This is a genomic window from Gardnerella sp. c12Ub_1, assembly GCF_055804375.1.
Window position 1 is genome coordinate 420447 of sequence record NZ_JANUZC010000001.1, and the last position, 23695, is coordinate 444141.

Genomic DNA, 23695 nt, shown 5'->3' on the forward strand with positions numbered 1-23695 from the left:
ACGAGTAAAGACTTGCCAAAAATAGAAACTAAAAACATCTAAGGTAGCGCATATCGGTTAAAATAAAACGCATGGCATTATTCCCTCCACAACCAAATAGTCAAAATAATAGCGAAAATACTGGTGTTTTCTCTCTTCCACCTCAACCGCGCATACCTGCTTCTAATGGTGTTGCTTCTAGCACAATAGACGAAGTAAATCAGCCAATATCTGCAGGCGTGTCTAACGAAAGCATTAAAAAAGCACAGCAAATAGCTGCCATTCTTCGCTCCAGATTCACGCAAACGCTTGTAGGCCAAGATTCACTTAGAGAATCACTTATTTTGACGCTTATTGCTGGGGGCCACATTCTTATTGAATCAGTTCCAGGACTTGCAAAAACAACTGCTGCGCAGACTCTTGCAACAGCTATGTCTGGAAGTTTTAAGCGAATTCAATGCACTCCTGATTTAATGCCAGCAGACTTAGTTGGAACACAAGTTTTTGACTTTGCTTCTCAAAGATTTACCACACAAATCGGCCCTATTCACGCAAACGTGATTCTTTTAGACGAAATCAATCGTTCTAACGCAAAAACACAATCCGCTATGCTAGAAGCAATGGCCGAAGGCGCAACAACAATAGGCGGGGAACGCATTAATCTGCCTCAGCCTTTTATGGTTATTGCTACGCAAAATCCTATTGAAGAAGAAGGCACATTTAATCTTCCAGAAGCTCAAATGGATCGTTTTATGCTTAAAGCAGTTATGACTTATCCTTCGCCTAGCGAAGAAGTAAGTATGCTAGAGCTTCTAACAAACAGAGGAAGTGACGTTTTTAATCCTCAAACGCTTAATAGTCAAAAAATAAGTTTGCAAGATGTTACTTTTTTGCGCGCAGCTGCTAAGCGAGTGCATGTTTCGGAAGCTGTTATGAACTATGCTGTAGATATTGTTGCAACTTCTAGAGGCCAAGGAAGTCATCCTCTTAAAACTATTTCTTCGCTAGTTAGAATGGGAGCAAGCCCTAGAGCTTCTATTGCTTTGATCCGCATTGGTCAAGCTCAAGCTTTGCTTTCTGGAAGAGATTACGTTATTCCAGAAGATGTTAAAAAGTTTGCTCACGAAGTTCTTAGACACAGAATTCTTTTGACTTTTGAAGCTTTAGCGGATTCGATTACTAGCGATCAAGTTATTGATGCAATAGTGAAGACGGTTCCTGCACCATGATTTTTGCAAAACTGCTTAACGCTTATTCTCATCCAACTTTTTTTGCTAATAATGCTAAAAGAAGTTTGCTATGCTCCGATTCGTCTAAAAAAGTTAGAAGAAAAATCGAAGTGTTGGACAATCGCCTAAATTTACCACTTGCAAAAAAATCTTTAAGCATTTTCGAAGGAGAACATCCTTCTAGTCAAAAATTTGGCAATGGCGACTTAGTAGACGTTCACGCGTGGCAGCCTGGAGACGAAGCCAGAATGATTAATTGGAAAGCCAGCGCAAGAGTTGGCGAGCCGATGGTTTCTTCCAGGCAGCGCGAATCTTCTTCTAAAACTTGGATTCTTGTGGATTCTAGCGTAAATATGAATGCTTCTTGCGCATCTAAAAGCAATGAGTACTTATATGAGACTGCTTCTAACACAGCATGCTTTTTTGCGTCTTTAAGCTTAAAACGCAACGATTCGCTTAATTGCGCTTTATTTGATGGAGATAATATTTTAAGAATCCCATCTTGCAGGAATCTTCCTGATTTTGAACGTAGCTTAGATATTTCACTATGCAATGCACGCAAAAAGACTAGAAACACAAATGCAATTATTGATTTTGCTAATTCGATTACGCAAAAACATAGTTTAATCGTAATAATTACGGACGAATACGCTATTTTGCAAAAACATTTTAATGATTTACAAAAAATCGCAAGTTTACATTCTTTAATAGTTGTAACAATAAATCCTGTAAACCCATTTAGCGCGTCTAAAAATATTCCAATAGTTGATGGAACAACTATGCGCAAAATACCAGCGTTTTTAATAGATGATTCATGCGCTAAAGAGGTAAAAGCACATAGAGCATTTGTAAACAACGCTTTGCACGATTGCTTAAACACTTATAAGGCTTGCCTTATACGAGGATCTTCCAGCAGCCAAATATTCCATTCTTTAGCTAAATTTATTTGCAACGCAACTTTGCAAAATAGCGTTTTTAATGTTAAGAAGAATCAAGATTTACTCTTAGAGTAGTTTGGGTTGGTGTAATCAGTGAGTATTCTTAATGTTCAAAAGGTTCTAAACGACGAAACAATGCTACTTGCTTTTATTGGTTTAAGCATAATAGTGGCACTTTTAGCAAGCGCAATGCTCTACTTTGCTATATGCAAAATCAATCCTAAAGTTAATGCTAAAAAAGATGTAAAAAATGCTGCTCATATTCTAAATGCAAATAAGCAAGAATGGCGTAAAAAAATCGAGCAAGTTGTAGCTGAATACAACCAAAACAAAATTAAAAAAGATCAAGCTTTTGCAAAATTAGCTCAAATTGCAAGACAATACGTTTCAATAATCAGTGGCGAAAACATTAAATCACATACCCTTTCAGACATAAGTTCGTTTAGAAACTCTTGGAAGAACACGCATGGAGCAGACTTATTGCGTCAAACGATTGCAGCACTATACCCTCCTGAATTTGCAGATACTAAATATAATAATCAAGCTAAAAATACGGATGTTGATCAAGGCGCAAGATGGGTTCTTATTCTTCTTGAAAGTTGGAAAACAAAGGAAAATAAGCCAAAGGAGAATAAAAAATGACATTCTCCACTTTAAGCACATGCACTTTTGCAATACATAATTTTGCAATGCATAATTTGGCAATACCTAATTTAGAAATGAGCAAAATATTTGCTTCAACACTATTTTCAATGCGATTAAAATGGCCGCTAATCTTTGTTTTTGGCGTTTTAATAAGCGTAATCGTTGCAATATCAGCGTTTGCAATAAGTGAGATTAAAAAACGTAATTCTAAAAACTACAAAATTAAATCTTCCAAAATACTAGAAACAAGCTTTTTAACGTCTTTTTCTTTAGACGAAGACCTTAAAGGAAGCATATGCTCAAGAAGATGGCGATTATGGAATATTTTGCGAAGAATATGCGCGTTAATGCTTTCTCTTGCTCTTTTATGCACGCTAATTCTAAGCTCTAGGCCTTCTAGAGTTTTAGACGCAAACGAGCAATCGAGTTCTAGAGATATTGTGCTTTGTTTAGACGTTTCTGGCTCCACTCTTCCCTACGATTTAGAAGTTATTAACGCTTACTTAAAATTTGTTGAGCATTTTCAAGGCGAGCAGATTGGCTTGAGTATTTTTAACTCAACGTCTAGAACTGTTTTTCCACTAACAGACGATTATTCGCTTGTTAAAAAGCAATTGCAATACGCTTCTAAACTCTTGGATGGAGTTCAAACTCAAGACAAAATCGACAATATGCAACAAAAGCAGTATCAGCAAATTTCTACATGGCTTGATGGAACTCAAAATCGAAAAGAAGCAACGTCTTTAATCGGAGATGGTCTTGTTAGTTGTGCTGCAATGATTCCTGGAGTTGTTTACGGCTCTTCTAACAATTCTAAAAAGCCTCATAATCGCCTTAATCGTAGTGCTTCTATTGTTTTAGCAACAGACAATGTTGTTTCTGGAAAGCCGTCTTATTCGCTTAAAGCAGCTTTGGATTTAACAAAACAAGCGAATATTCAAGTTGACGGATTGTATTCTGGGTCTGCTCAAAGCGAAAACGAGGCAACCACTAGGCAAATGCGTGATCTAATTACTCAAAACGGAGGCATTTTCTTAACGCAACATAACGCTGATTCTGTAATGGCTTTGGTTCGTAAAATCGAGCAACAGCATACAAGTGTTCCAAATGATTCATCTCAATCAGCTTTAAGCGATGACCCTAGTATTGCAACAATTTTGGCGGTTATTTTTGTGTCTCTTTGGCTTATTTTTGCAAGAAGGATAAAACGATGAGAATATATTTTAGTTGGATTTCGTTAATCTTAATTGCAATTCTTGCTGTTTTAGCACTATTCGAGATTTTCCCTCTAAAACGCAACTCTTATAGCACAGATGAAACTGTTTATATGCGTGTTCGCAGAGTTTTAATATGCGTTTTGCTTGCGATTTGCGCATTATGCCCATGCATTATGAAAAGCACTTTTCAACGCTCTCTTAACGCTACAAACGTAATATTTGTTTTAGATGTTACTGGTTCTATGAACGTTAATGATTCTAAAGACTTAAACAACAATCTCACTACTAGGTTTAACAGCGCAAAGCAAATAATAAAGCAAGTAACGAATAATTACGCAAACGCAAGCTTTAGCGCAATCAGATTTGGAGCATCTTCTAGTGTTGACGTTCCTCTAACTCCAGACGCAAATGCCATTGAAAATTGGGTTAACACTATTAACACAGAGCCTATTGGAGTTTCAAATGGAACGAGCTTAGACGCGCCTTTAGATAAAACTCTTCTTGCCACTAAAGCGATTCACGACGCTCATCCGCAAGATGTTACTGTTTTGTATTTGATTAGCGATGGCGAAGAAACCACTAGCAGAAAGCGCAGAACATTCTCATCTTTGCGCGGCTACATAAAGCATGCTTACGTAATTGGTGTTGGCTCTAAAAATGGCGGAAAAATACCAAATAAAAGCACTAAGTTAGATAATTTAGACGATATTAATGTAACTGATTCTTCTATAAAACAGTCTGAAAAATGGGTTATTGACCCTTCTACAAAAAAGCCTGGAATATCTAAAATGGATTCAAAAAATCTTAAGAATATTGCAGACGAGCTTAGCGGAAAATATATTGATTCTAGTAAAGACCATTCTATTGGCATAGAAGCAAAGCAAATTCTTTCTAAGCAATGGAGACAAAACAACACTGTTAAACCAAGGCTTAGGCCTGAGCCAATCGTTTGGCCGTTTGCTATTCTTGCAAGTGTATTAATTCTTTGGGAATTGGCATGCTGGATTACAAAGTCGAGGAAGCTTATATGATTAGCAAAATCACACCTAAGTCGTTCCTAAGATTTTCTATTATTGCAATATCTTCTATTGTTATATTTCTATGCATGGTCTCAATCTATTTAATTGCAACTAATCTTAAAGCAGAATCAACGTATAATGCTGCTACAAAAAGTCTTATAAACAACATAAAAGCATCGAAGAAGGTTGATGCAGATAAAGAAACGTTGGTTGTTTCTCAAAAGCAAGTTGATGACCAATTTAACGAAGCAAAATCGCCTTACACAATTTTAATGCCACACTTATTAAAGAGCATTAATCATAACGCAATAATATCTAAAGAGCTTACTAAAAGCTTGCAAAACCAGCTTAACCAAGATAAAAAAGATACGGATTCTAATGCGCAAACAAGCCAAAATAATCGCAAAAATATGCTTAACAAAGCGCAAGAAAAATCTAATAAATCAAGCTTAAGCAATTCTCAAAAAAGTAAGATTCAAGACTTGCTAAAGCAAAATAATCAAAGCGATTCTAGCCAAAATTCGCAAAATCAATCAGATCAAAATAGCGATGATTCCACTAAAGACGAATCAAACAAGAATGAAAAAACTAAGTCTTCTAAAAAAGAAGATTCCAGTAATAAGCCTTGGTAGATTGCGATAAAAATAAAATCAAAATAAAAAATAAATCAAAAACACAAAAGCCTTATATTTCAAGGCTTATAGCCTTTAACCACATTGCAAGAATTTTCGTGACTATTTGAAAAACATTGTGTGTAATGTTTGTATGCACATATTTAACAACTACCAATGGCTGTTAGAAAGAACAGAACAATGCTCTAACAGCGTGCTTAGCGAAGCACACTCCAACACTCTTAAAGACTGGCACGGAAGAGCCGCAAACGCGTTTAACGAAGAGATGGCTAAAACTGCTAGACAAGCATGCCAAATAAGCTGCGTTAACACTAGTTTTGTTGACTGTGATTTTTTTAACGCTAATTCTACTTTTAGATCGATGCTTAACTATGGAGGTAAATAATGCCTTGGAGAGTAAAATCCACAATAACTGGCGGCGAACCTCTTAGCGTTGCTGATTCTAACGCGTATAGAACAAAAGCTGCACGACTTAGCGAACTATCAAACGATTTTCATTCGCTAAGTGCTTGTTGGATGCAAACCGCAATGCAAATCGAAAGCCAAAAAGCAGCTCTTGTACAAAACCAAAACAACTGTTTTAACAAAGATTTTTACCAATCTACTTTGCAAAACTTGCCTGATTCTAACGAATGCAGAATAAAGTCAAGCCAATGCGAATCAATGTCTAACAATCTTAGTGAATTAGCAACTCTAATAGTCAGAGCAAATAACTTATATTCTCAAGCAGAATACAAAAATAGAGAAACCTTAGATAACCTTGTTTCGATTGGAACTACCATCTTCCCTATTACTGCAGTACCATTCTTTGCAAGCGTAGGATTCAGCGCGATTTTAGACATGACTCAGAAAAGTGGCATGAAAAACTTTTCTAAGTGGAGCCACGCAACATCTCCTATTCAGCAAGGATTTATTAGAGGCTTTTCTAAACATTTTCTAATAAACCCCGTAACTGGAATCCCTATCCGTCTTTTTTCTAGCATTCAAGAAAAGAACGATGTAAAACATTCAAAAGCACCAGTTTCTACTTTTGCAAGCGCATTAAGCATGTTTAGCTCAAAAATCAACGATGCGAACCAAGGGAACAATCTTAAAGTAACAAAATTAGTTTTGCCTAAAAACGCTCAATCTAAAATATTTCTCTATAAAGGAAATAATATTGGTCAAGCGCTTGAAAATCTTAACAACCTTTCTAGTGGCAATCTTTCTGTGCACCCGCCAAAAACGAATCCAGATGCTGCAACAATCGCAATTCAACGTTTTAGGCAAAAAGACGGTAGCACGTCTTGGCTTGTTACAATACCTGGAACAGACGGTAAGCCAAAGTCTCCTTTTGGATGGCCTCAAAATGCAGAGGTTATGAGTAGTTCTAGAAGCGTAAGAATGAACGCAGACAGCACAAGAATGGTTGTAGAAGCAATGAAGAAAAGCGGCATTAAACCAAACGATAGCGTTGTTCTTCTTGGACATTCTCAAGGCGGAATTGTAGCTGCAGGAATTGCTAGCGACTATTCAAAACAATACAACATAAAACACGTTGTAACTGCTGGGTCTCCAATAGCAAATCACGCAATTCCAAGCAAAACTTGGGTTACGAGCATAGAAATGGAAGATGAACTTGTTCCAACATTAGACGGAGCAAGTAATCCGAGCAGAAATAATTGGGTTACGATTCACGCAGTTGCAAGTAAAAGCGTTAATAGAAATAAAAGAAAAAAAGAAGATGAGGAAAATGTCTCTAAACAAAATCGTAATAAGATTGGCAACATAAATCGCAGACCAAAAAATATTTTTGAAAAAGACGGAATATTAGTAAAAAATGTGCCAGAAGAAGGAACACTCACGCACGATTTGAACTATCATCAAGCAGCATATGCGGATGCTCACCAACTTGCGTCTAAAGAAATTAGAACTCAAGAATCGCATTTTAATAAGATATTAAGCGGAAAATTAGAAGAAACAACGTTATGGCAAGGAGTTATGCAGCACTAGCACAAAAGTAAAATAGCAACGCTCAAAAGTTAGTAGTTTCATGCCATGCTGTAACCTTTAAGGTATGAAGCTTACTGATATTTGCCCTGCTATTGCTTTAACTCCTCTAGATGGAAGATACCACAACCAAACCGCAAGCCTTGTAGAATATTTAAGCGAACCAGCATTAAATCGCGAGCGCATGCGTGTAGAAGTTGAATGGATGATTCTTCTAGCAAACGGTTATAAAGGAAACGGTTTTAAGACGATTGTAGATGGCGTAAAGCCTTTAACAGACGAGGAATGCGATTATTTGCGCGCAATCCCAGAAAACTTTGGAGCAGAAGGCATAAAACGCCTTGCTGCTCACGAAGCTGTTACGCATCACGACGTTAAAGCTGTTGAATACTATATTGACGACGAGTTAGACAAAGCAGAGCAAGTATTAGGGCATAAAACCCAGCTTAGCAATCTTAAAACATTGGTTCATTTTGCTTGCACAAGCGAAGATATAAACAATCTTTCTATAGCTCGTTGCGTAAAAAACGCTGTTGAAAACGTGTATATGCCAAATTTGCAAGCTATTGTTGATTACTTGACTCAAAAAGCGCAAGAGTATAGAGATATGCCAATGCTATCGCTCACTCACGGCCAGCCTGCAACTCCTACAACTTTAGGCAAAGAACTTGCTGTGTTTGTTTATAGGCTAAATCGCCAGCTAAAACACCTTAACTCCCAAGAGTATCTTGGAAAGATAAATGGTGCTACCGGAACTTTTGGTGCTCATCTTGCTGCTTTCCCTAATGTTGATTGGCTTAGCGTTTCTAAAGAATTCGTAGAAAACAGAATGGGGCTTTGCTTTAATCCTCTTACAACGCAAATCGAAAGCCACGATTGGCAAGCGGAACTTTATAGCACTGTAAGTCACATTAATCACATTCTTCACAATCTTGCTGTAGACGTGTGGATGTACATTTCTCGCGGCGTTTTTGTGCAAGTTCCTGTTAAAGGTGCTACTGGGTCTTCCACAATGCCTCACAAAGTTAACCCTATTCGATTTGAAAACGCGGAAGCAAATCTAGAGATTTCTTGCGCACTTTTCGACACACTTCGTGCAACGCTTACCGAAAGCCGATGGCAGCGCGATTTAACAGATTCCACTACTCAAAGAAACGTTGGCTCCGCATTTGGCTACGCTCTTCTTGCTTTGAACAATCTTCTTGGCGGCTTAAAGTCGATTCATCCAAACACGCAAATGATGAGCGAAGAGCTTAATAGCAATTGGGAAGTTCTTGGAGAGCCAATCCAAACTGCTATGCGCGCTCAAGAAATTGCTGGCGTAGAAGGAATGGAAAAACCGTACGAGCAAGTTAAAGAGCTTATGCGTGGTCATAGTATTTCTAGACAAGATGTTGAAGATTTTATATCTTCTAGAAACTTCGATGCTCAGACTGCAAATAGGCTAAAAAATCTTACTCCAGAATCTTATACTGGAATTGCATCACGTTTGGTGGATTTTATTCAATAACTATTTTGTTCAATAACTTATTAAACATTAATAACTATTAATAAATAAACGGTGTACTATGCAATCGCAAGTAAAAGATGATTTAGTTATTAACGACGTTGAGCCTAAGCTAGTTCGCAATTGGGCAGACTTGATTTACTCAATCGTATCTGCTGGCGTAGCTACAGCAGTAGTGTTATTTGCAACGTGTTTTTCGGGAACAACAGCAGGCGTAGAGCACGATGCAAAAAATGCTGGGAAGATTATTGAGTGGATTGTAAAAGGACTGCCGTCTTCTCTTTTTCAGCAAGCGCTTACAATCGCAATTGTTGCTGGCGTAATCGTATCAATGATCGATTCGAAAAAATGGATTAATACAGCGCTTTCAACAATAACTTTGCTTTTAACGTATCCGCTTGTATGGTACATTTCCTACATTCTTACAACGCTAAACAATCCTTCGATATTCGCATCTCTTAATTCGATTTCCAATAGTCATGGCACAGAATTATTGCCAGACATGTACGCGGTTTTGGTTGCTTTTCTAACTGTTAGCGGACCTAGAAGAGATAACAAAATCGTAAAACTCTCTTGGCAAGCGCTGCTAATTGCTTCTCCAATATTAATCGTAACTTCTTGGCATTCGCTAGCAGGCGCATTAACATCTTGGTGCATTGGGCGCTCTTTTGGAACACTAATTCGGTTTATTAAGGGAACACAAAGCAAAGGAGCGTGGGGCAAAGATATTGTTGAAGCACTAGAAAACATTGGCATTACGCATCTTGTTCAGCTTAATAGAAGAACACTAACAACCGACCATAGTGGAGTTCTTAAGTCTAGTCTTGACGACGATTTGATTGAAAATTCAAGGCTATACGATGCGATTGATATTCACGGAACAAGATACGTTATATCTGTATTAGATAATCAAGTGCATTTGCCTGGGTATCTAAATCAGCTATGGCAATGGGTTAAGCTAATTGACATTCCAGTTAGACGAGACCGCTCTGCAAGACACTCAATACACCACCATCTTTCTATGCTACTTGCTCTTAGAAACTTGCATCTTGCAACAGCAAACGTGTATGGGGTAACAGATCTAGAAAAATCATCAATAATGGTATTTCATACTAGTAATGTTCTTGTTCCTTGCAATCTAAACACACTTACAGCTAAAGATGCTCAAAGACTTATGCAATATCTTGATATTGCAAACTCTAGAGGTATTACGCACAGAAGAATAGGCCCCGAATCGCTTGCGCGACTAGAAGATGGAACTCCCCTAATTGCAGGTTGGCAAAATGGCGATGTTGCTAGTGATTCAACTAATATTGCTTTAGATAAAGTTCAACTTTTAACAATAATCGCGTCTTGCATTGATGCAAAAACTGCTGTTGAGTCAGCAATAAACGTTTGGGGCGCATATAAGGTTGCGCAAATACTTCCATTTATTCAAAAAGCAGCTGTTCCAGCATCTGCAAGGTCACTTTCTTCTTGCAATAAAAAACTTTTTGAAGATCTTAAAAATGAGATTAGTAAAAAAGTTTGCGCTCTTAACAACGAAGAAGACTACGACACTGTACGCTTAGCGCGCTTTAATATTCGATTCTTTGTTAGCTTAATCCTCATTATTGCTGCAATTTCGGCTATTGCTACTCAATGGCATCCGCAAGAATTTATTTTTGCGCTTAAAAAAGCAGATAGCGTGATGGTCTTTGCTTGCTTTGCGTGCAGCATGCTTGCTTGGGTTGGGTCTTCTATTACACTCGGGTCTTTTATGGATGATTCAAAGCCAAATGCTGGTGTTTTATTTACATCTCAAGCAGCTTCGGGCTTTACTGCCGTGTCTATGCCAGCTGGAGTAGGGCCTGCGTTTGTAAACATGCAACTTATAAAGAAAAATGGTAGTTCAACGTCTCAAGCAACAGCGATTACAAGCGCAGTATGGCTTTTGCAATCGCTAGTAACCGCTCTTGTTATATTTAGCGTTGGAATTTTTACTGGTAAAAACCTTCTATCTGGAATGATTCCTACGCATATGCTTATTACAGTAATAGGAATTGTTACTATAATCCTATGCGCGTTTATGGCGATTACTCCTATTCGCAAATTTATACGCAAAAAATATCTTCCTATTCTTTCCGATTATGGCAAACAGATAAAAGAACTTGTAACTAAACCAAAACAGCTTTTTAACGGCACTTTGGGCGGTTTGATTCTTGTTTTTGCAACAGGACTAGGATATTGGATTGCTCTTTTGGCATTTGGATACTACGCAAACCCTTGGGAAACAGTCCTTCTGTTCTTAGTAGCAAACACTGCTGGATCTGCTGTTCCAACGCCTGGCGGATTGGGAGCTGTTGAAGCATCTTTGACTTTTGCATTCACTTCAGTTGGCGTTCCTCCAACAATCGCATTATCTGCAACTCTTCTTTACCGTCTTATGTTCTATTGGTTACGAATACCAATCGGCGCTTTTGCAATGAAAAGTCTTAGCAATAAGGGATTAATCTAATAACAAATTAGTGTAAATTTAACGAGTTAAAAAAAGAATATATTTAGTTAAAAACCGCATAAATACGCCTATATAAGGCATTTTTGCGGTTTTTATACACTTTATTCACTAAAAAAAGTAAAAAATCGTAAAAAAATCTTAATAAAACGCTGAAAAACCGCGCATTTGTAGGGAAAATGTACTAATATCTATGAATGAAAGTGGTCTTTGGAAGAGAAGGCCCCTAACACAAAGGATGCTTGTATGGCATACAACAAGTCTGATCTCGTTTCGAAGATCGCTCAGAAGTCCAACCTTACCAAGGCACAGGCCGAGGCCGCTGTCAACGCATTCCAGGATGTGTTCGTTGAGGCTTTGCAGTCTGGCGAAGGATTGAAGCTCACTGGTCTGTTCTCCGCTGAGCGCGTAAAGCGCGCAGAGCGTACTGGCCGCAACCCACGTACTGGCGAAACCATTAAGATTCCTGCATCTTACGGTGTTAGAATCTCTGCTGGTTCTTTGCTTAAGAAGGCTGTTACTGAGTAGGTTGAACCTTTAAGCGTAGACTTACAAGAACGAGGAACATCCCAATGTTGGATTTGTTCCTCGTTCTTTTGTTTTATGCGCTGTGTTTTATGCGCTCTAACTTAGTGCTCTAGTTTCTCACTATTGCAATCTTTGCACAGCCCAAACACTTCCAAAGTGTGGTCTATAACCGTGTATCCATGAGATTCAGCAATCTTATGAATCCAACCTTCATCGTCTGGAGGCTCTATATCTACAGTTTTGCCGCACTTTTCGCACACAAGATGATGATGATGCGTGTTTTCGTCACAAATCCTAAAAAGCTGCTGACCATTAAAACGCACAGTATCAACATCTCCGCTTTGTGCAAGCGTATTAAGCTGGCGATAAACGGTTGCAAGCCCAATGATTTCGCCATCTTCCACAAGCGCGCGATGTAAATTTTGAGCAGAAACAAAATTACGCGAAGCTCTTAAATGCTCAAGAACTGTTTCCTTTTGCTTAGTGTTTCTACGTATTGGCTCACCAACCATTATTTAACCTTTCGCCGCAAAAAACTTTTAATCAAGCTCGTCATCCCAACAACCTGTAGAGTCTAACATATTGGCTTCCTCAACAGGATTATTGCAAAGAACAGTAATATGACCCATTTTGCGATTCTTACGAATCTCCGCCTTGCCGTAATCGTGAACATGCCATTCTGGATGCTCCGCAATAAGAGCGCGAGTAGGCGCAACATGCTGGCCTAAAACATTAACCATTACGGCTGCAGAAAGCAGCTTAGGCTCTTTTAGAGGCCATCCAACAATGCCTCTAACATGAGCTTCAAACTGATCCATATCGCAAGCTTCAATCGTGTAATGACCCGAATTATGCGGGCGCGGCGCAAGCTCATTTACTACTACGCGATTATCTTTAGTAATAAACAGCTCTATTCCAAGCGTTCCAGCAAGCTTAAAGCCTTGAGCCAACCTAAGCGCTAAGCTATGCGCATCTTCTTGAATCTTAGTATCAACATTTGCAGGAGCCAAAGTCATGTGCAAAATGCTATTGTGATGCACGTTTTTTACAAGCGGATAAGTCACAAATTCGCTTCCATTTCCCGAAACAAGAATTGATGCTTCAAAAGCAAAGTCAACAAAACCTTCGAGAATAGAAGGCGGCATCTCTTGGCCATTTTCTAAGCGATTACGAACATTATCAACGTCTTCTTGAGTGCGCAAAACGTCTTGACCGTGGCCATCGTAACCACCTCTGCGCGTTTTAAGAATTGCAGGAAGCCCGATTTCTTCGATTGCTTTATCTAAATCGTCTAAATTGTTGACTTCACACCATTTAGCAGTTTCAATACCGTGATTGTTAATAAAGCTTTTTTCAAAAACACGGTCTTGCGTAACTCGCAATAAGTCGGTTCCCTGAGGAACAGCAACTAAATCGCGCACACTATCTAAAGCATCTGCGTTTACGTTTTCAAATTCGTACGTAAGCACATCGCAACTTTTAGCAAGCTTTTTTAAGGCTTCTAAATCGTCGTATTCTGCTTCAACTTGAAAATCCGCAACTTGGAACACTGGGCAATTATGCGCTGGGTCTAAAACGCCGATTCTAAAGCCCATTCTTCTAGCAGCAATCGCCATCATGCGACCAAGCTGACCGCCGCCTATAATTCCAATAGTTGCCCCTGGCATTAAGCACTTTACAGCACCATTAGTTGCTTCACATAAGCTCGGCATTAGATTCCTCAACCTTCTTTTTTAATTCTTTGCGGTATTCTTCAAGTTCTTTTTCTAGGCGACTATCTGTTGTGCTAAGCATGCTTACAGCAAGCAAGCCCGCGTTTGTAGCGCCAGAATTGCCAACAGCGGTTGTTGCAACTGGAATTCCGCCAGGCATTTGCACTATAGAAAGCAAAGAATCCCAGCCCGAAAGAGCATGGGATTTTACAGGAACACCAACAACTGGAAGCGTTGTTTGAGCAGCAATCATACCTGGCAAGTGTGCAGCTCCACCAGCACCAGCAATAATCACGCGAAAACCGTTTTTTCTAGCACTATGCGCAAAATCTGCCATAAGTTCTGGAGTGCGATGTGCAGAAATAACTTGCTTCATATACGGCACTCTAAATCTTTCTAAGATTTCGCATGCATGGCACATTGTTTCCCAATCGCTAGAAGAGCCCATAACAACCGCCACAACAGGTTTTGAATCTAAAATATCTGCCACAACAACCTCCCGTATATGCGTAAATACGCGGCTTATGCGCAAAGTTTATACGCAAGTTTTACTTTACGCATAAGCACGGAAAAATGGCTAATAATTAGTGTTTTATTAATGTTTTATTGCTTTTTTATTAGCTGCTTATTTTTAAGAACATATTTTACGTCTGCAGCAGCCGCAACATCGCTAGAATGCGTTACAACAATCACGCATTTTCCGCGTTTATGAGCTGCATCTTTTAAGATTGCTATAACTTCTTTAGTTGTGTTTGGATCCAAGCTACCTGTTGGCTCATCGGCAAGAATAACAGGCGCAGAAGATACAAGCGCTCGCGCAATAGCTACGCGCTGCTGCTGGCCTCCAGAAAGCTTTGTTATATTTCTAGTGGACTCGTCTTCACTAAGACCCAGCTCTTTAAGAATCGTAGAATCCGCCTTTGGGCTAACAAGACGCAAGTTTTCTACAGGAGTCAAATAGTCGATTAGATTAAAACTCTGAAAAACTAAGGAAACATTATTCTTACGATGATTAGCATAACCGCCATTCTTGGAAATATCTTGACCGTTAAACAATACTGCTCCACTTGTTGGCGAGTCTAAACCAGCTAGAAGAGATAACATGGTGGATTTTCCAGCTCCCGATGGCCCCGTTATGCTATAGATTTTCCCAGCTTCAAAATCTGCATTAACATTTTTAAGAACCGCAATATGAGTCGCTCCATAAGAGTAATCAACGTTGTTTAGTTTTAATAAAGTTGTCATAATAAACTCCAATATTCTATTAGTCTCTATATTTTATGAATCTATATTTTTTATAAATCTGTGTTATAAATCTACTTATTATTTTTATGCTTACTTCGGCATATTCACTTGTTCTGCTCACTAATCGCAAGCGTTATGTGCATAAAAATACGCCACTTTAATCTCCTCTAACTAATTGAGCTGAGTATAGAACGCGGCTTTTTAAGCATTATTGGCACAAATGCAATGCATAGAGACGCAAACGCTATAGCGAATCCTAAAAGAATAGAAAACGCTGTTTGGCCAGTTAGCAAAGACTGATTTGGCGAGTATGTAATTGCACCATTTGCAACATTTTCCAATAGCACTGATCCAACACTAGACGATATTGCAGCACTAATCGCAGTAGACGCCAGCGAGCAAAATGCGGATATTATAAAAACTTCTATAATCATTTGCAAAGCTATAACACGTTTTTCTACACCAATTGCCATTAGAACGCCAACTTCGTGAATCCTTCCTCGAACCCAAAAAACAAGAACTAAGCCAAGCACTATGATTCCGACTAATGCAAGACACATTAAAATCATTGTTACTAATTGCTTAACTGTTTTTACGGATTGAAGAACGGAGGCAAATCTTTGCGCATTATTTTCTACAGAAAGCATGCCGTTGCCATAGTCTTTAGCGATTTTATTGGCTTCTTTTAAAGCTTTTTCTAGATTATTTGAATTTTGCATAACGCACTTTATAGAACTGCGATTTTTACTTCCAAACAAGTAAAGAGCGGATTCTAAATCAGTTATTACGCGATTTTCGGAAGAGTCGGAAGGAAGCGCACCCTTTGTTTGCATCTTGCCAGAAAAAATGCCAACAACCTTAAGATTAACGCTTTTGCTGCCTTGTTTTAGAGTTAAAACAGACCCGAGTTTAAGATTATTTTGTTTAGCAAAGCTCTTGTGAATTATTGCAGATTTCGCGCGCTTAAAGTCGCCAGCAACCGAAGAATCAATATGACTGCCTTCCTCAAGCTTATATAATCCTTCTTGGAATCCCTGCGCTAACTGTGATTTAGTTGTTCCCGTTATGGAAACAAGCGAAAACATTCCATCATTGTCTAAACGCGGACCATTTATTGGCGCTACAATTTTAGCGTTAACAGGATTTGCTAAAACATCTTTTTCTTCTGCAATGGTTTTTATTCCACTAATCTTTTTAAACTTTGCAATAAGACTTTCGGGAATTCCCTCGTTTTTTTGCAAATCTTGAGGAATATCTTGCTGCGATTGTTTAGAAGAATCACTGACGGAGTCACTGGCTGAATCGCCAGCAGAATCGCCAGCAGAATCGCCAGCAGAATCGCCAGCAGAATCAGACTCTGGCAAAGTCTGCCCTTGCGTTTTTGCGTAAACACTAAATCCTAAACCAATGTTTGAAGTTATTTGATCCTCTAGATTTTTTACGCAAGCAATAACACTCGCTTGGCAAATAAGCGCGCTAAGAACAACCGTAATAATCAAAGCTAAAATAGCACTACGTCTTGGTTTTCTAACTATAGCTAGCCAAGATCTTTTTATAATTTGAGTCATTTTACACCTACTTTTGCATGCCAACTACTTTTGCATTCCAAGCAAATCTCTAGGAGACTTTCGCAAAATAGGAAGATAAGACAACGCAACCGCAACAATAATAATCATTAGAACCATTAATGACGATTGAATTAAGCAATCGGAGCTAACTTGAACAGCAATCTTATCTAAGGTTCTAGTGGCCATGCTTGATTCCAAGTTTCCTCCAGCTTGACCCATTGAGCTAAGCTGCTGCGCGGCGGAATTTTTTACCGAACCTAATGCGCAATCGCTAAACCAAGGAGATATTGCGCTAGCAAAACCATAACCTATTGCAATAGCTGGAATCGCAAGCAACACAAGCTCAAAAAGCTGCTGCAAAACAAGGGAAACTTTGCTAATGCCAATAGAAGTCAGAACGCCAATTTCTTTTCTACGCTCATTAATCCAAAGAATAAGAACCAATCCAAGAGCCACAACAGCAAACGTGCTTACTGCAACAACAGTTATATTCATCATGGATTTTACGCCTTTTGCTGCGCCAATCATACCTTGAACAAACTGGTCATCTCGAGTAATCTGATAGCTTTGCAAATCAATCGGAAGCTTAGACGCTTCTTCAATCACAGAGTCTGCGTCCGCTCCTTTTTTAACCTTAAAACTTGCGTCCTGATATATCTCTTTTCCAGGCTTATATTTGTAAAGCTCTCTTGTTGTTTTCAAATCTGTATACACAGTATTTGCAGTTAATTCTGCACGCGTTGCAACTGGGCGATTATTAGCTCCGCCGTAAATTCCAACTATGCGTGTTTTTACTTGCTCAGTAGAGTGGTTAAGATTATCGGCGTCAAACGGGTTTGCTTTGAGCGTTAATGAATCCCCTAATTTTAAGCCATTTAGTTTTGCTAAATCTTCGTGGATTAAGGAAGCATGCTCATCTGATTCTTGCAAAGCTCTACCTTTAACCATGTGAATTGACTTTGTTTTGAACGCATTTAAGCCCTTAGAAGAGTTTGTTCCTTCTAGGTTTACAGCGTTGCCGAATTGCTTTTCTCTACGCGCATCGTAGTCTTGAACACCTTTGATTCTAGCTGCTTTTGCGTCAACTAAATCGGCAGTAACATTTTGACGTAAAACATACGAATCAACGTTTTTAAGTGACGCGATTTTTTTAACATCACTTGGCTTAACAGTTCCTGCTCCCCTTGGAGTTCCAGGATTTACTTGCGGATTATTTGCTAAAACAAAACTAGATTCTGCTTGTTCTTCTACCTTTTTGCCCTCTTTTTCTGCAGCAATCGCAACTGCAGAAGATGCCAGCAAAAGCGTTGAAATCAATGCTAATATTACAAACACTATTGCTGTTTTTACTCTTTTTCTCAAAACGTAGCGTATTGCGCGAGAAATAAATGTCATTGACTACCATCCTCATCGAACATTTGTAGTTAAATCGTATGTTATTCAATCATTAATATCAGTACAATATGTACAAGTCGCGTGAATCATACAAAATCGCACAAAATCATGCAAGCTGCACAGCAAGTACAATCACGTAGCCTATATTATTTACCCTTATAAAACACTGTGAATAATCTGTTTATTATCTTCAAAAATCTTAGAAAATTTTATGAAAATTACTGATTTTCAATAAAAAATATATGACATATTGTTATAATCATTTGAAATAATTTATACAACTAAATGTTAATAGAAGAAAATTTATTAATCTATTAGTAAGTTTTATAAATTAAAACTTTGCAATCAAAAAAATTTATTTTGTATGATTTGACTAGGATTTGCATGGATAAATGCGTATAAAGAACAAGGCGAGCACATTGCGTTACCAAAGTGCCCGCCTTAATTTATTAATTTATTAAAAACAGTTTTATCTATCTATAAACACACCTAAATCAACCTAAATACGCTTAAAGCGCAGTGCCGTGCTCGTCTAGGCGCGGATTTTGCTTAGAGTTGCTAAAGCTAAAGAACAGGCCAAATACGCCCAAAGCAAACAACACTGCAACAGCTATAACAAGCACCATTGGCTGGCTTGGCAACCACATAATCACCAAGAAAGCAAACGCAGAAAGCAAAAGAACAGCCCAAGAGCACACGCCAATAACCTTGCGCACAGCGTTCCAAGTATCGTCTCCAGCTTGCGCGCGCTTAATATTGCGTTCCATCTTGCTCTGGCTTTGCGTAACGCTAGAAGATGGCTTCCATCCATCAACACCGTTTTCTTGAAGTCTTCTTGAATGTTCTTGCAGATTGTATTCATCAATCATTCCGCCACGACCGCGGCCATTTGTTTGATCGTATTGAGACGGGATTCCCCTACGATTCTGCCTGGCTTTTGCTCTACGCTCCTTGCGGTTTGCCATGATTGATTCCTTTCTGCGTTGAATTTTCACACAATACGAATCATTTTAACGCATAACTACGCCATTTTGGCACGCATCAACAATTTTTTCGATTAATAAATCGTTGAGCAGCCTACCTTTGCGCGTTGCAATAATACGATTCTCGTTCAACACTGCCAAATCTTCTTTACACACTTCGATTAGCACTTTTTGCAAATACGAATCGTCGAATCCGCAATTGGCTTTACGCATCTTTGCGCACAATTCATCAACGCTAAGCCCTTCCCTAATGCGCAAACCAAGCATTACTTCTTCTATTAACGCGTCCTCACTATTTATGCACTCGTAGTTTTGCCAAGGCACGTTTCCTGCATTAATCGCCTGCGCCCAGCGTTTTGGATGCAAAATATCCCAAGATCTAAGATTGTAAAACTTGCTTGAATCCGCCAAAACAGCACAATCATCCATGCTTTGCTTACTAAGACCATTCGCCGAATTGTAATGCGAATGCGCTCCAGGGCCAATTCCCGCCCAATCAATGTTCTTCCAATATCCAAGATTGTGACGAGACTCAAAACCAGTGCGCGCCCAATTAGAAATCTCGTACCACTTTAAGCCAGCAGAACTAAAAAGACTATCTGCCAACTCGTATTTTGCTGCTTCATCATCGTCATCTGGCGCTTGAATTGTGCCAGCAGCAATTTGGCGACCCATTTTTGTGCGCGGCTCTACTGTTAGCGCATATGCGGAAACATGGTTAACGCCCAGGCTTAAAGCCATTTCTACAGACTTTCGCCAATCATCTATACTCTCCCCTGGAGCGCCATAAATCAAATCAACACTAGATCGCAAACCGCAAGAATCCGCCGCTTTAACTCCGCGCTCTACGTTTTCTGGAGTATGCGTGCGGTCAAGCGTTTTTAGCACGTGTGGCACAGCCGATTGCATTCCAAAAGATATTCGTGTAAATCCGCCTTTTGCAAGCGTTTCAATATAAGACTCGTCTGCAGTATCTGGGTTTGCTTCCGTAGTGACTTCCGCGCCAGGCATAATGCCCCATAATTCGCTGATTTCGCGCAAAATTCGCACTAAATCTTGCGCTTTAAGAACGGTTGGAGTGCCGCCGCCAAAGAAAACAGATTGCGCTTTAGGCTCGAAAATCCCGTGGAATTCCTGCCACTTTTTTACAAGACGCATCTCGCGAATTGCAACATCCGCATATCCACTTCGACTTGCGCCTTCGCCTAAATCGCGAGCTGTATACGTGTTAAAATCGCAGTAACCGCAGCGACGCAAGCAAAACGGCACATGCACGTACACTTCAAAAGGCATGATTGAACGCGAATCTTCACTAGACTTATTCGATTCAAAATTCAATATAAGCCTCAGCCTTCGGACTTTTGCGCAGCGCGAATCTTATCTTTAGTGTCTCTATCGTTCGCATTATCGTCTGTAGCTAAAGCTGCAACAAACGCTTCTTGAGGAACTTCAACGTGTCCAAGCATCTTCATGCGCTTCTTACCAGCCTTCTGCTTTTCAAGAAGCTTGCGCTTACGCGTAATATCGCCGCCGTAGCACTTAGCGAGCACGTCTTTTCTAAGCGCACTAATCGTTTCGCGAGCAATAATTCTAGAGCCAATCGCAGCCTGAATTGGAATCTCAAACTGCTGTCGAGGAATAAGTCCGCGAAGCTTCTTAGTCATCATAACGCCGTAAGAATAAGCCTTATCTCGGTGAACAATTGCGCTAAAAGCGTCAACCTTATCTCCCTGAATAAGAATATCTACCTTAACAAGATCTGCAGCTTGCTCGCCATCTTCGTGGTAGTCAAGAGAAGCATAGCCCTTTGTGCGGCTTTTAAGCTGATCGAAGAAGTCAAAAACAATTTCCGCAAGAGGAATCCTGTAGTGCATTTCCACTCTGTCTGCACTAATGTATTCCATTGTGCCCATTTCGCCGCGATGATCCTGGCACAAATCCATAATTGCGCCAATAAAATCTTTTGGAGCAATAATATCGGCAGCAACCATTGGCTCAATAATGCGCTTGATTTTGCCTTCTGGGAACTCGCTAGGATTAGTCACATGATGCTCTGTGCCGTCTTCGCTAGTAACATCGTAAGTTACGTTTGGAGCAGTTGAAATAAGATCCAAGCCAAACTCGCGGCTTAAGCGCTCGGAAACAATCTCCATGTGCAAAAGACCTAAGAATCCGCAACGGAAACCAAAGCCCAATGCAACCGACGTTTCTGGCTCGTAAATAAGAGCAGCATCGTTAAGTTTTAGCTTATCTAGCGCATCTCTTAGCTCTGGGAATTGCGCGTTATCGATTGGGAAAAGACCTGCGTAAACCATAGGCTTAGGGTCTCTGTAGCCCTCCAACGGCTCGGACGCAGGATGCGCAGCGCTAGTAATAGTGTCGCCAACTTTAGATTGGCTAACGTCTTTTGCACCAGTAATTACGTAGCCGACTTCGCCAGCGCCAAGCGCCTTAGTCGGAGTCATATCTGGGCTAATAACGCCGATTTCAATAGGATCGTGCGTCATGCCAATGCCCATCATGTGAAGCTTTTCACGCGATTTAAGCTCGCCGTCAACCATACGAATATAGGTGACGATTCCGCGATAAGAATCGTAGACGGAGTCAAAAATAAGCGCGCGAGCAGCACCATTAGGATTTCCACTAGGAGCTGGCACTTCCAGCACGATTTGGTCGAGAAGATCTTTAACACCTTCGCCAGTTTTTCCAGAAACGCGTAAGACTTCGTTAGGCTTGCATCCAATTAAGCCAGCTATTTCTTCTGCATGCTTATCTGGCTCCGCACTAGGCAAATCGATTTTGTTTAATACAGGAATAATTGTTAAATCGTGTTCAATTGCCATATAAAGGTTAGAAAGCGTCTGCGCTTCAATACCTTGAGTTGCATCCACAAGCAAAACCGCACCTTCGCATGCTGCAAGCGCACGCGAAACTTCGTAAGTAAAATCAACGTGACCAGGAGTATCAATCATTCCTAGTGAGTACTCTTTGCCGTCAAAAGTCCACGGAACTCGAACAGCTTGCGATTTAATAGTAATTCCGCGCTCTTGCTCAATATCCATGCGATCCAAAAATCGGTCTCGCATCTCGCGTTCTGGTACGATTCCAGAAAGTTGCAAAATGCGATCCGCTACAGTAGATTTGCCGTGATCTATATGCGCAATAATGCAGAAGTTGCGTATCAACGATTGATCCGTAAATCCTGGCTGGTTATGCGGTGTAATCAAAGCAAATATCTCCTTTTAAGACTATACGAGCAATCAAATGTGCGAAAAGCATTGCAACTAACTAATGTTAGCAACTTGACTACCCTAGAAACACTTGACTGGCCTAGAAACACTTATCCATAAACCATGCTATGCTTGCACACTGTATGTCCTTAGTATAGTAAACGTCGTTTGGAGTAATAGTGGCAAACATTAAGTCGCAGAAAAAGCGCGTGCTCACCAATGAAAAGGCACACAAGCGTAACGTGGCAGTAAAGTCTGCTTTGAAGACTGCTATCCGCGCTACTCGCGAAGCCATTTCCGCTGGTGACAAGGCTGCTGCACAGGCTGCTTTTGCAGTAGCTTCTCAGAAGCTCGATAAGGCTGCAGGCCGTGGCGTGATTCACAAGAATCAGGCTGCAAACCGCAAGTCTGGCCTTGCTGTAGCAATCAACGCTCTTTAATAATCGCATAAGTGCGAATTAATTAGAGTTTGAAAAATCCCCGCTACCATTTGATTTCACTTGGCAGCGGGGATTTTTGTATCGTACAAAACAGCGCAAAGCTTACGAATTAACGTGCATCTTAAATTGAATATCTCCATAATTAGGCGTATGAATACCAACTCCATAGGCGATTATAGAGCCAAAAGAATCTTTAACAATCGACTCAACAGTAAGCGCTGGCGTTTTTGGCTCAACATGCAAAAATTCAGACATATCGTCGCATAACTGTTCAACGCGAATCAATAAATCATTTTCGTAAAGCTTTACAGCATAATCACTTTCCAAGAAATTTACTATTGATTGCTTAGAAAAATCGATATTCAAAACCTTAGGGAATCTAGATGCCGAAAGATAAACAACAATATAACTTGATAAAACGTTATCAACGTATTTTAGTCGCTTTATGCAAATCAAGTCTTCTGATTCGTCTAGCCCAAGTTTATGCGCAGCCGACTCGTCTTTAACAATGCTGTTTTGAATAACCTTGATTCGCACGTTTGTATTGTTTTCGGAATAATTTTGATAGAATCCTTGAATTTTATCTGATATAACTTCTCGATTAGAGCTATGAACAATATTCTTTGCTCTAAAAGTTCCTTTTCCTTGGATTCTAACAAGCAAGCCTTCTAGTATCAAACTATCTACTGCATGCCTAAGCGTTATTCGACTAACGTTGTATTGTTTGCATAATTCTAATTCTGGAGGGAGCTGCTCCTGCGGCTTCATTAAGTCAATGCGCTTTCTAAGATTATCGCGCACTGCTACATATTTAGGTACACCTTCAGTCACAATTCACTCTCCAAACAGGATGATTAGAAAAACAATTGTAAGAATTGCCTAAAATCCTACGATTCTTAAGCCTTATGATTCTACGACAATTCTTACAAAAATTCTTTTGAATAC

The 23695-nt window shown here is 39.6% G+C and carries 21 protein-coding genes; 11 read left to right on the plus strand and 10 right to left on the minus strand.

Annotation, left to right across the window (positions count from 1 at the left end; all coding sequences use genetic code 11):
- The first annotated feature begins 71 nt into the window (after positions 1–71).
- From NYP65_RS01715 to NYP65_RS01760, 10 genes are all read left to right on the plus strand, one after another.
- Positions 72–1208 carry an AAA family ATPase gene (locus NYP65_RS01715; protein WP_180946727.1) on the plus strand — a complete coding sequence of 379 codons (1137 nt, stop codon included), beginning with the start codon at positions 72–74 and terminating at the stop codon, positions 1206–1208.
- A complete protein-coding gene (locus tag NYP65_RS01720; RefSeq protein WP_102705053.1) occupies positions 1205–2221 on the plus strand; it encodes a DUF58 domain-containing protein in 1017 nt (338 codons plus the stop codon). Before NYP65_RS01715 ends, NYP65_RS01720 begins: the two co-directional genes overlap by 4 nt.
- 18 nt (positions 2222–2239) lie before the next feature.
- Positions 2240–2788 (plus strand): hypothetical protein, encoded by a 549-nt coding sequence (locus NYP65_RS01725; protein WP_102705052.1) that lies wholly within the window; start codon positions 2240–2242, stop codon positions 2786–2788.
- 77 nt (positions 2789–2865) lie between these two features.
- Complete coding sequence (locus tag NYP65_RS01730) at positions 2866–4005, plus strand: vWA domain-containing protein (protein WP_473410773.1); 1140 nt, start codon at positions 2866–2868, stop codon at positions 4003–4005.
- Positions 4002–5039, plus strand: coding sequence for a vWA domain-containing protein (locus tag NYP65_RS01735; protein ID WP_473410518.1), 1038 nt, complete (start codon positions 4002–4004; stop codon positions 5037–5039). Before NYP65_RS01730 ends, NYP65_RS01735 begins: the two co-directional genes overlap by 4 nt.
- Entirely contained in the window at positions 5036–5659 is a 624-nt protein-coding gene (locus tag NYP65_RS01740) for a DUF6466 family protein (protein ID WP_032839489.1), read from the plus strand. Before NYP65_RS01735 ends, NYP65_RS01740 begins: the two co-directional genes overlap by 4 nt.
- 384 nt (positions 5660–6043) lie before the next feature.
- A complete protein-coding gene (locus tag NYP65_RS01745; protein ID WP_473410519.1) occupies positions 6044–7651 on the plus strand; it encodes a PGAP1-like alpha/beta domain-containing protein in 1608 nt (535 codons plus the stop codon).
- A 64-nt stretch (positions 7652–7715) separates the two neighbouring features.
- Complete coding sequence (gene purB / locus NYP65_RS01750; protein WP_473410520.1) at positions 7716–9158, plus strand: adenylosuccinate lyase; 1443 nt, start codon at positions 7716–7718, stop codon at positions 9156–9158.
- Between the two features lie 58 nt (positions 9159–9216).
- Positions 9217–11652, plus strand: a complete 2436-nt coding sequence (locus NYP65_RS01755) for a lysylphosphatidylglycerol synthase transmembrane domain-containing protein (RefSeq protein WP_004133224.1) — start codon at positions 9217–9219, stop codon at positions 11650–11652.
- Positions 11653–11895: 243 nt separating this feature from the next.
- Positions 11896–12177 (plus strand): HU family DNA-binding protein, encoded by a 282-nt coding sequence (locus NYP65_RS01760; protein ID WP_004112617.1) that lies wholly within the window; start codon positions 11896–11898, stop codon positions 12175–12177.
- Between the two features lie 101 nt (positions 12178–12278).
- Here the strand turns inward: NYP65_RS01760 and NYP65_RS01765 are convergent, their stop codons facing one another.
- The 9 genes from NYP65_RS01765 to lepA form a co-directional block, all read right to left on the minus strand.
- Complete coding sequence (locus tag NYP65_RS01765; protein WP_004130708.1) at positions 12279–12689, minus strand: Fur family transcriptional regulator; 411 nt, start codon at positions 12687–12689, stop codon at positions 12279–12281.
- A gap of 27 nt (positions 12690–12716) precedes the next feature.
- Positions 12717–13889 (minus strand): 5-(carboxyamino)imidazole ribonucleotide synthase, encoded by a 1173-nt coding sequence (gene purK / locus NYP65_RS01770; protein ID WP_004133225.1) that lies wholly within the window; start codon positions 13887–13889, stop codon positions 12717–12719.
- Positions 13873–14337 carry a 5-(carboxyamino)imidazole ribonucleotide mutase gene (gene purE, locus NYP65_RS01775; RefSeq protein WP_396230290.1) on the minus strand — a complete coding sequence of 155 codons (465 nt, stop codon included), beginning with the start codon at positions 14335–14337 and terminating at the stop codon, positions 13873–13875. Before purE ends, purK begins: the two co-directional genes overlap by 17 nt.
- A gap of 155 nt (positions 14338–14492) precedes the next feature.
- The gene (locus NYP65_RS01780) at positions 14493–15134 is read right to left on the minus strand and encodes an ABC transporter ATP-binding protein (RefSeq protein WP_004133228.1); all 642 of its coding nucleotides are present in this window, start codon (positions 15132–15134) and stop codon (positions 14493–14495) included.
- Positions 15135–15301: 167 nt separating this feature from the next.
- Positions 15302–16702, minus strand: coding sequence for an ABC transporter permease (locus NYP65_RS01785; protein WP_473410521.1), 1401 nt, complete (start codon positions 16700–16702; stop codon positions 15302–15304).
- A gap of 24 nt (positions 16703–16726) precedes the next feature.
- Entirely contained in the window at positions 16727–18097 is a 1371-nt protein-coding gene (locus NYP65_RS01790; RefSeq protein ID WP_004133232.1) for an ABC transporter permease, read from the minus strand.
- Between the two features lie 509 nt (positions 18098–18606).
- Positions 18607–19062 carry a tripartite tricarboxylate transporter TctB family protein gene (locus NYP65_RS01795; protein ID WP_102705049.1) on the minus strand — a complete coding sequence of 152 codons (456 nt, stop codon included), beginning with the start codon at positions 19060–19062 and terminating at the stop codon, positions 18607–18609.
- Between the two features lie 45 nt (positions 19063–19107).
- On the minus strand, positions 19108–20373 hold the full coding sequence (gene hemW, locus NYP65_RS01800) for a radical SAM family heme chaperone HemW (protein ID WP_018639143.1): 1266 nt from the start codon (positions 20371–20373) through the stop codon (positions 19108–19110).
- Positions 20374–20426: 53 nt separating this feature from the next.
- Positions 20427–22307, minus strand: coding sequence for a translation elongation factor 4 (gene lepA / locus NYP65_RS01805; RefSeq protein ID WP_004133237.1), 1881 nt, complete (start codon positions 22305–22307; stop codon positions 20427–20429).
- Between the two features lie 182 nt (positions 22308–22489).
- Here lepA and rpsT point away from each other — a divergent pair, with 182 nt between their 5' ends.
- Positions 22490–22750, plus strand: coding sequence for a 30S ribosomal protein S20 (gene rpsT, locus NYP65_RS01810; protein ID WP_004130697.1), 261 nt, complete (start codon positions 22490–22492; stop codon positions 22748–22750).
- A gap of 102 nt (positions 22751–22852) precedes the next feature.
- On the opposite strand, the gene NYP65_RS01815 is transcribed toward rpsT, so the two are convergent.
- Positions 22853–23581 (minus strand): GntR family transcriptional regulator, encoded by a 729-nt coding sequence (locus NYP65_RS01815; RefSeq protein WP_004133239.1) that lies wholly within the window; start codon positions 23579–23581, stop codon positions 22853–22855.
- Positions 23582–23695: the final 114 nt, after the last annotated feature.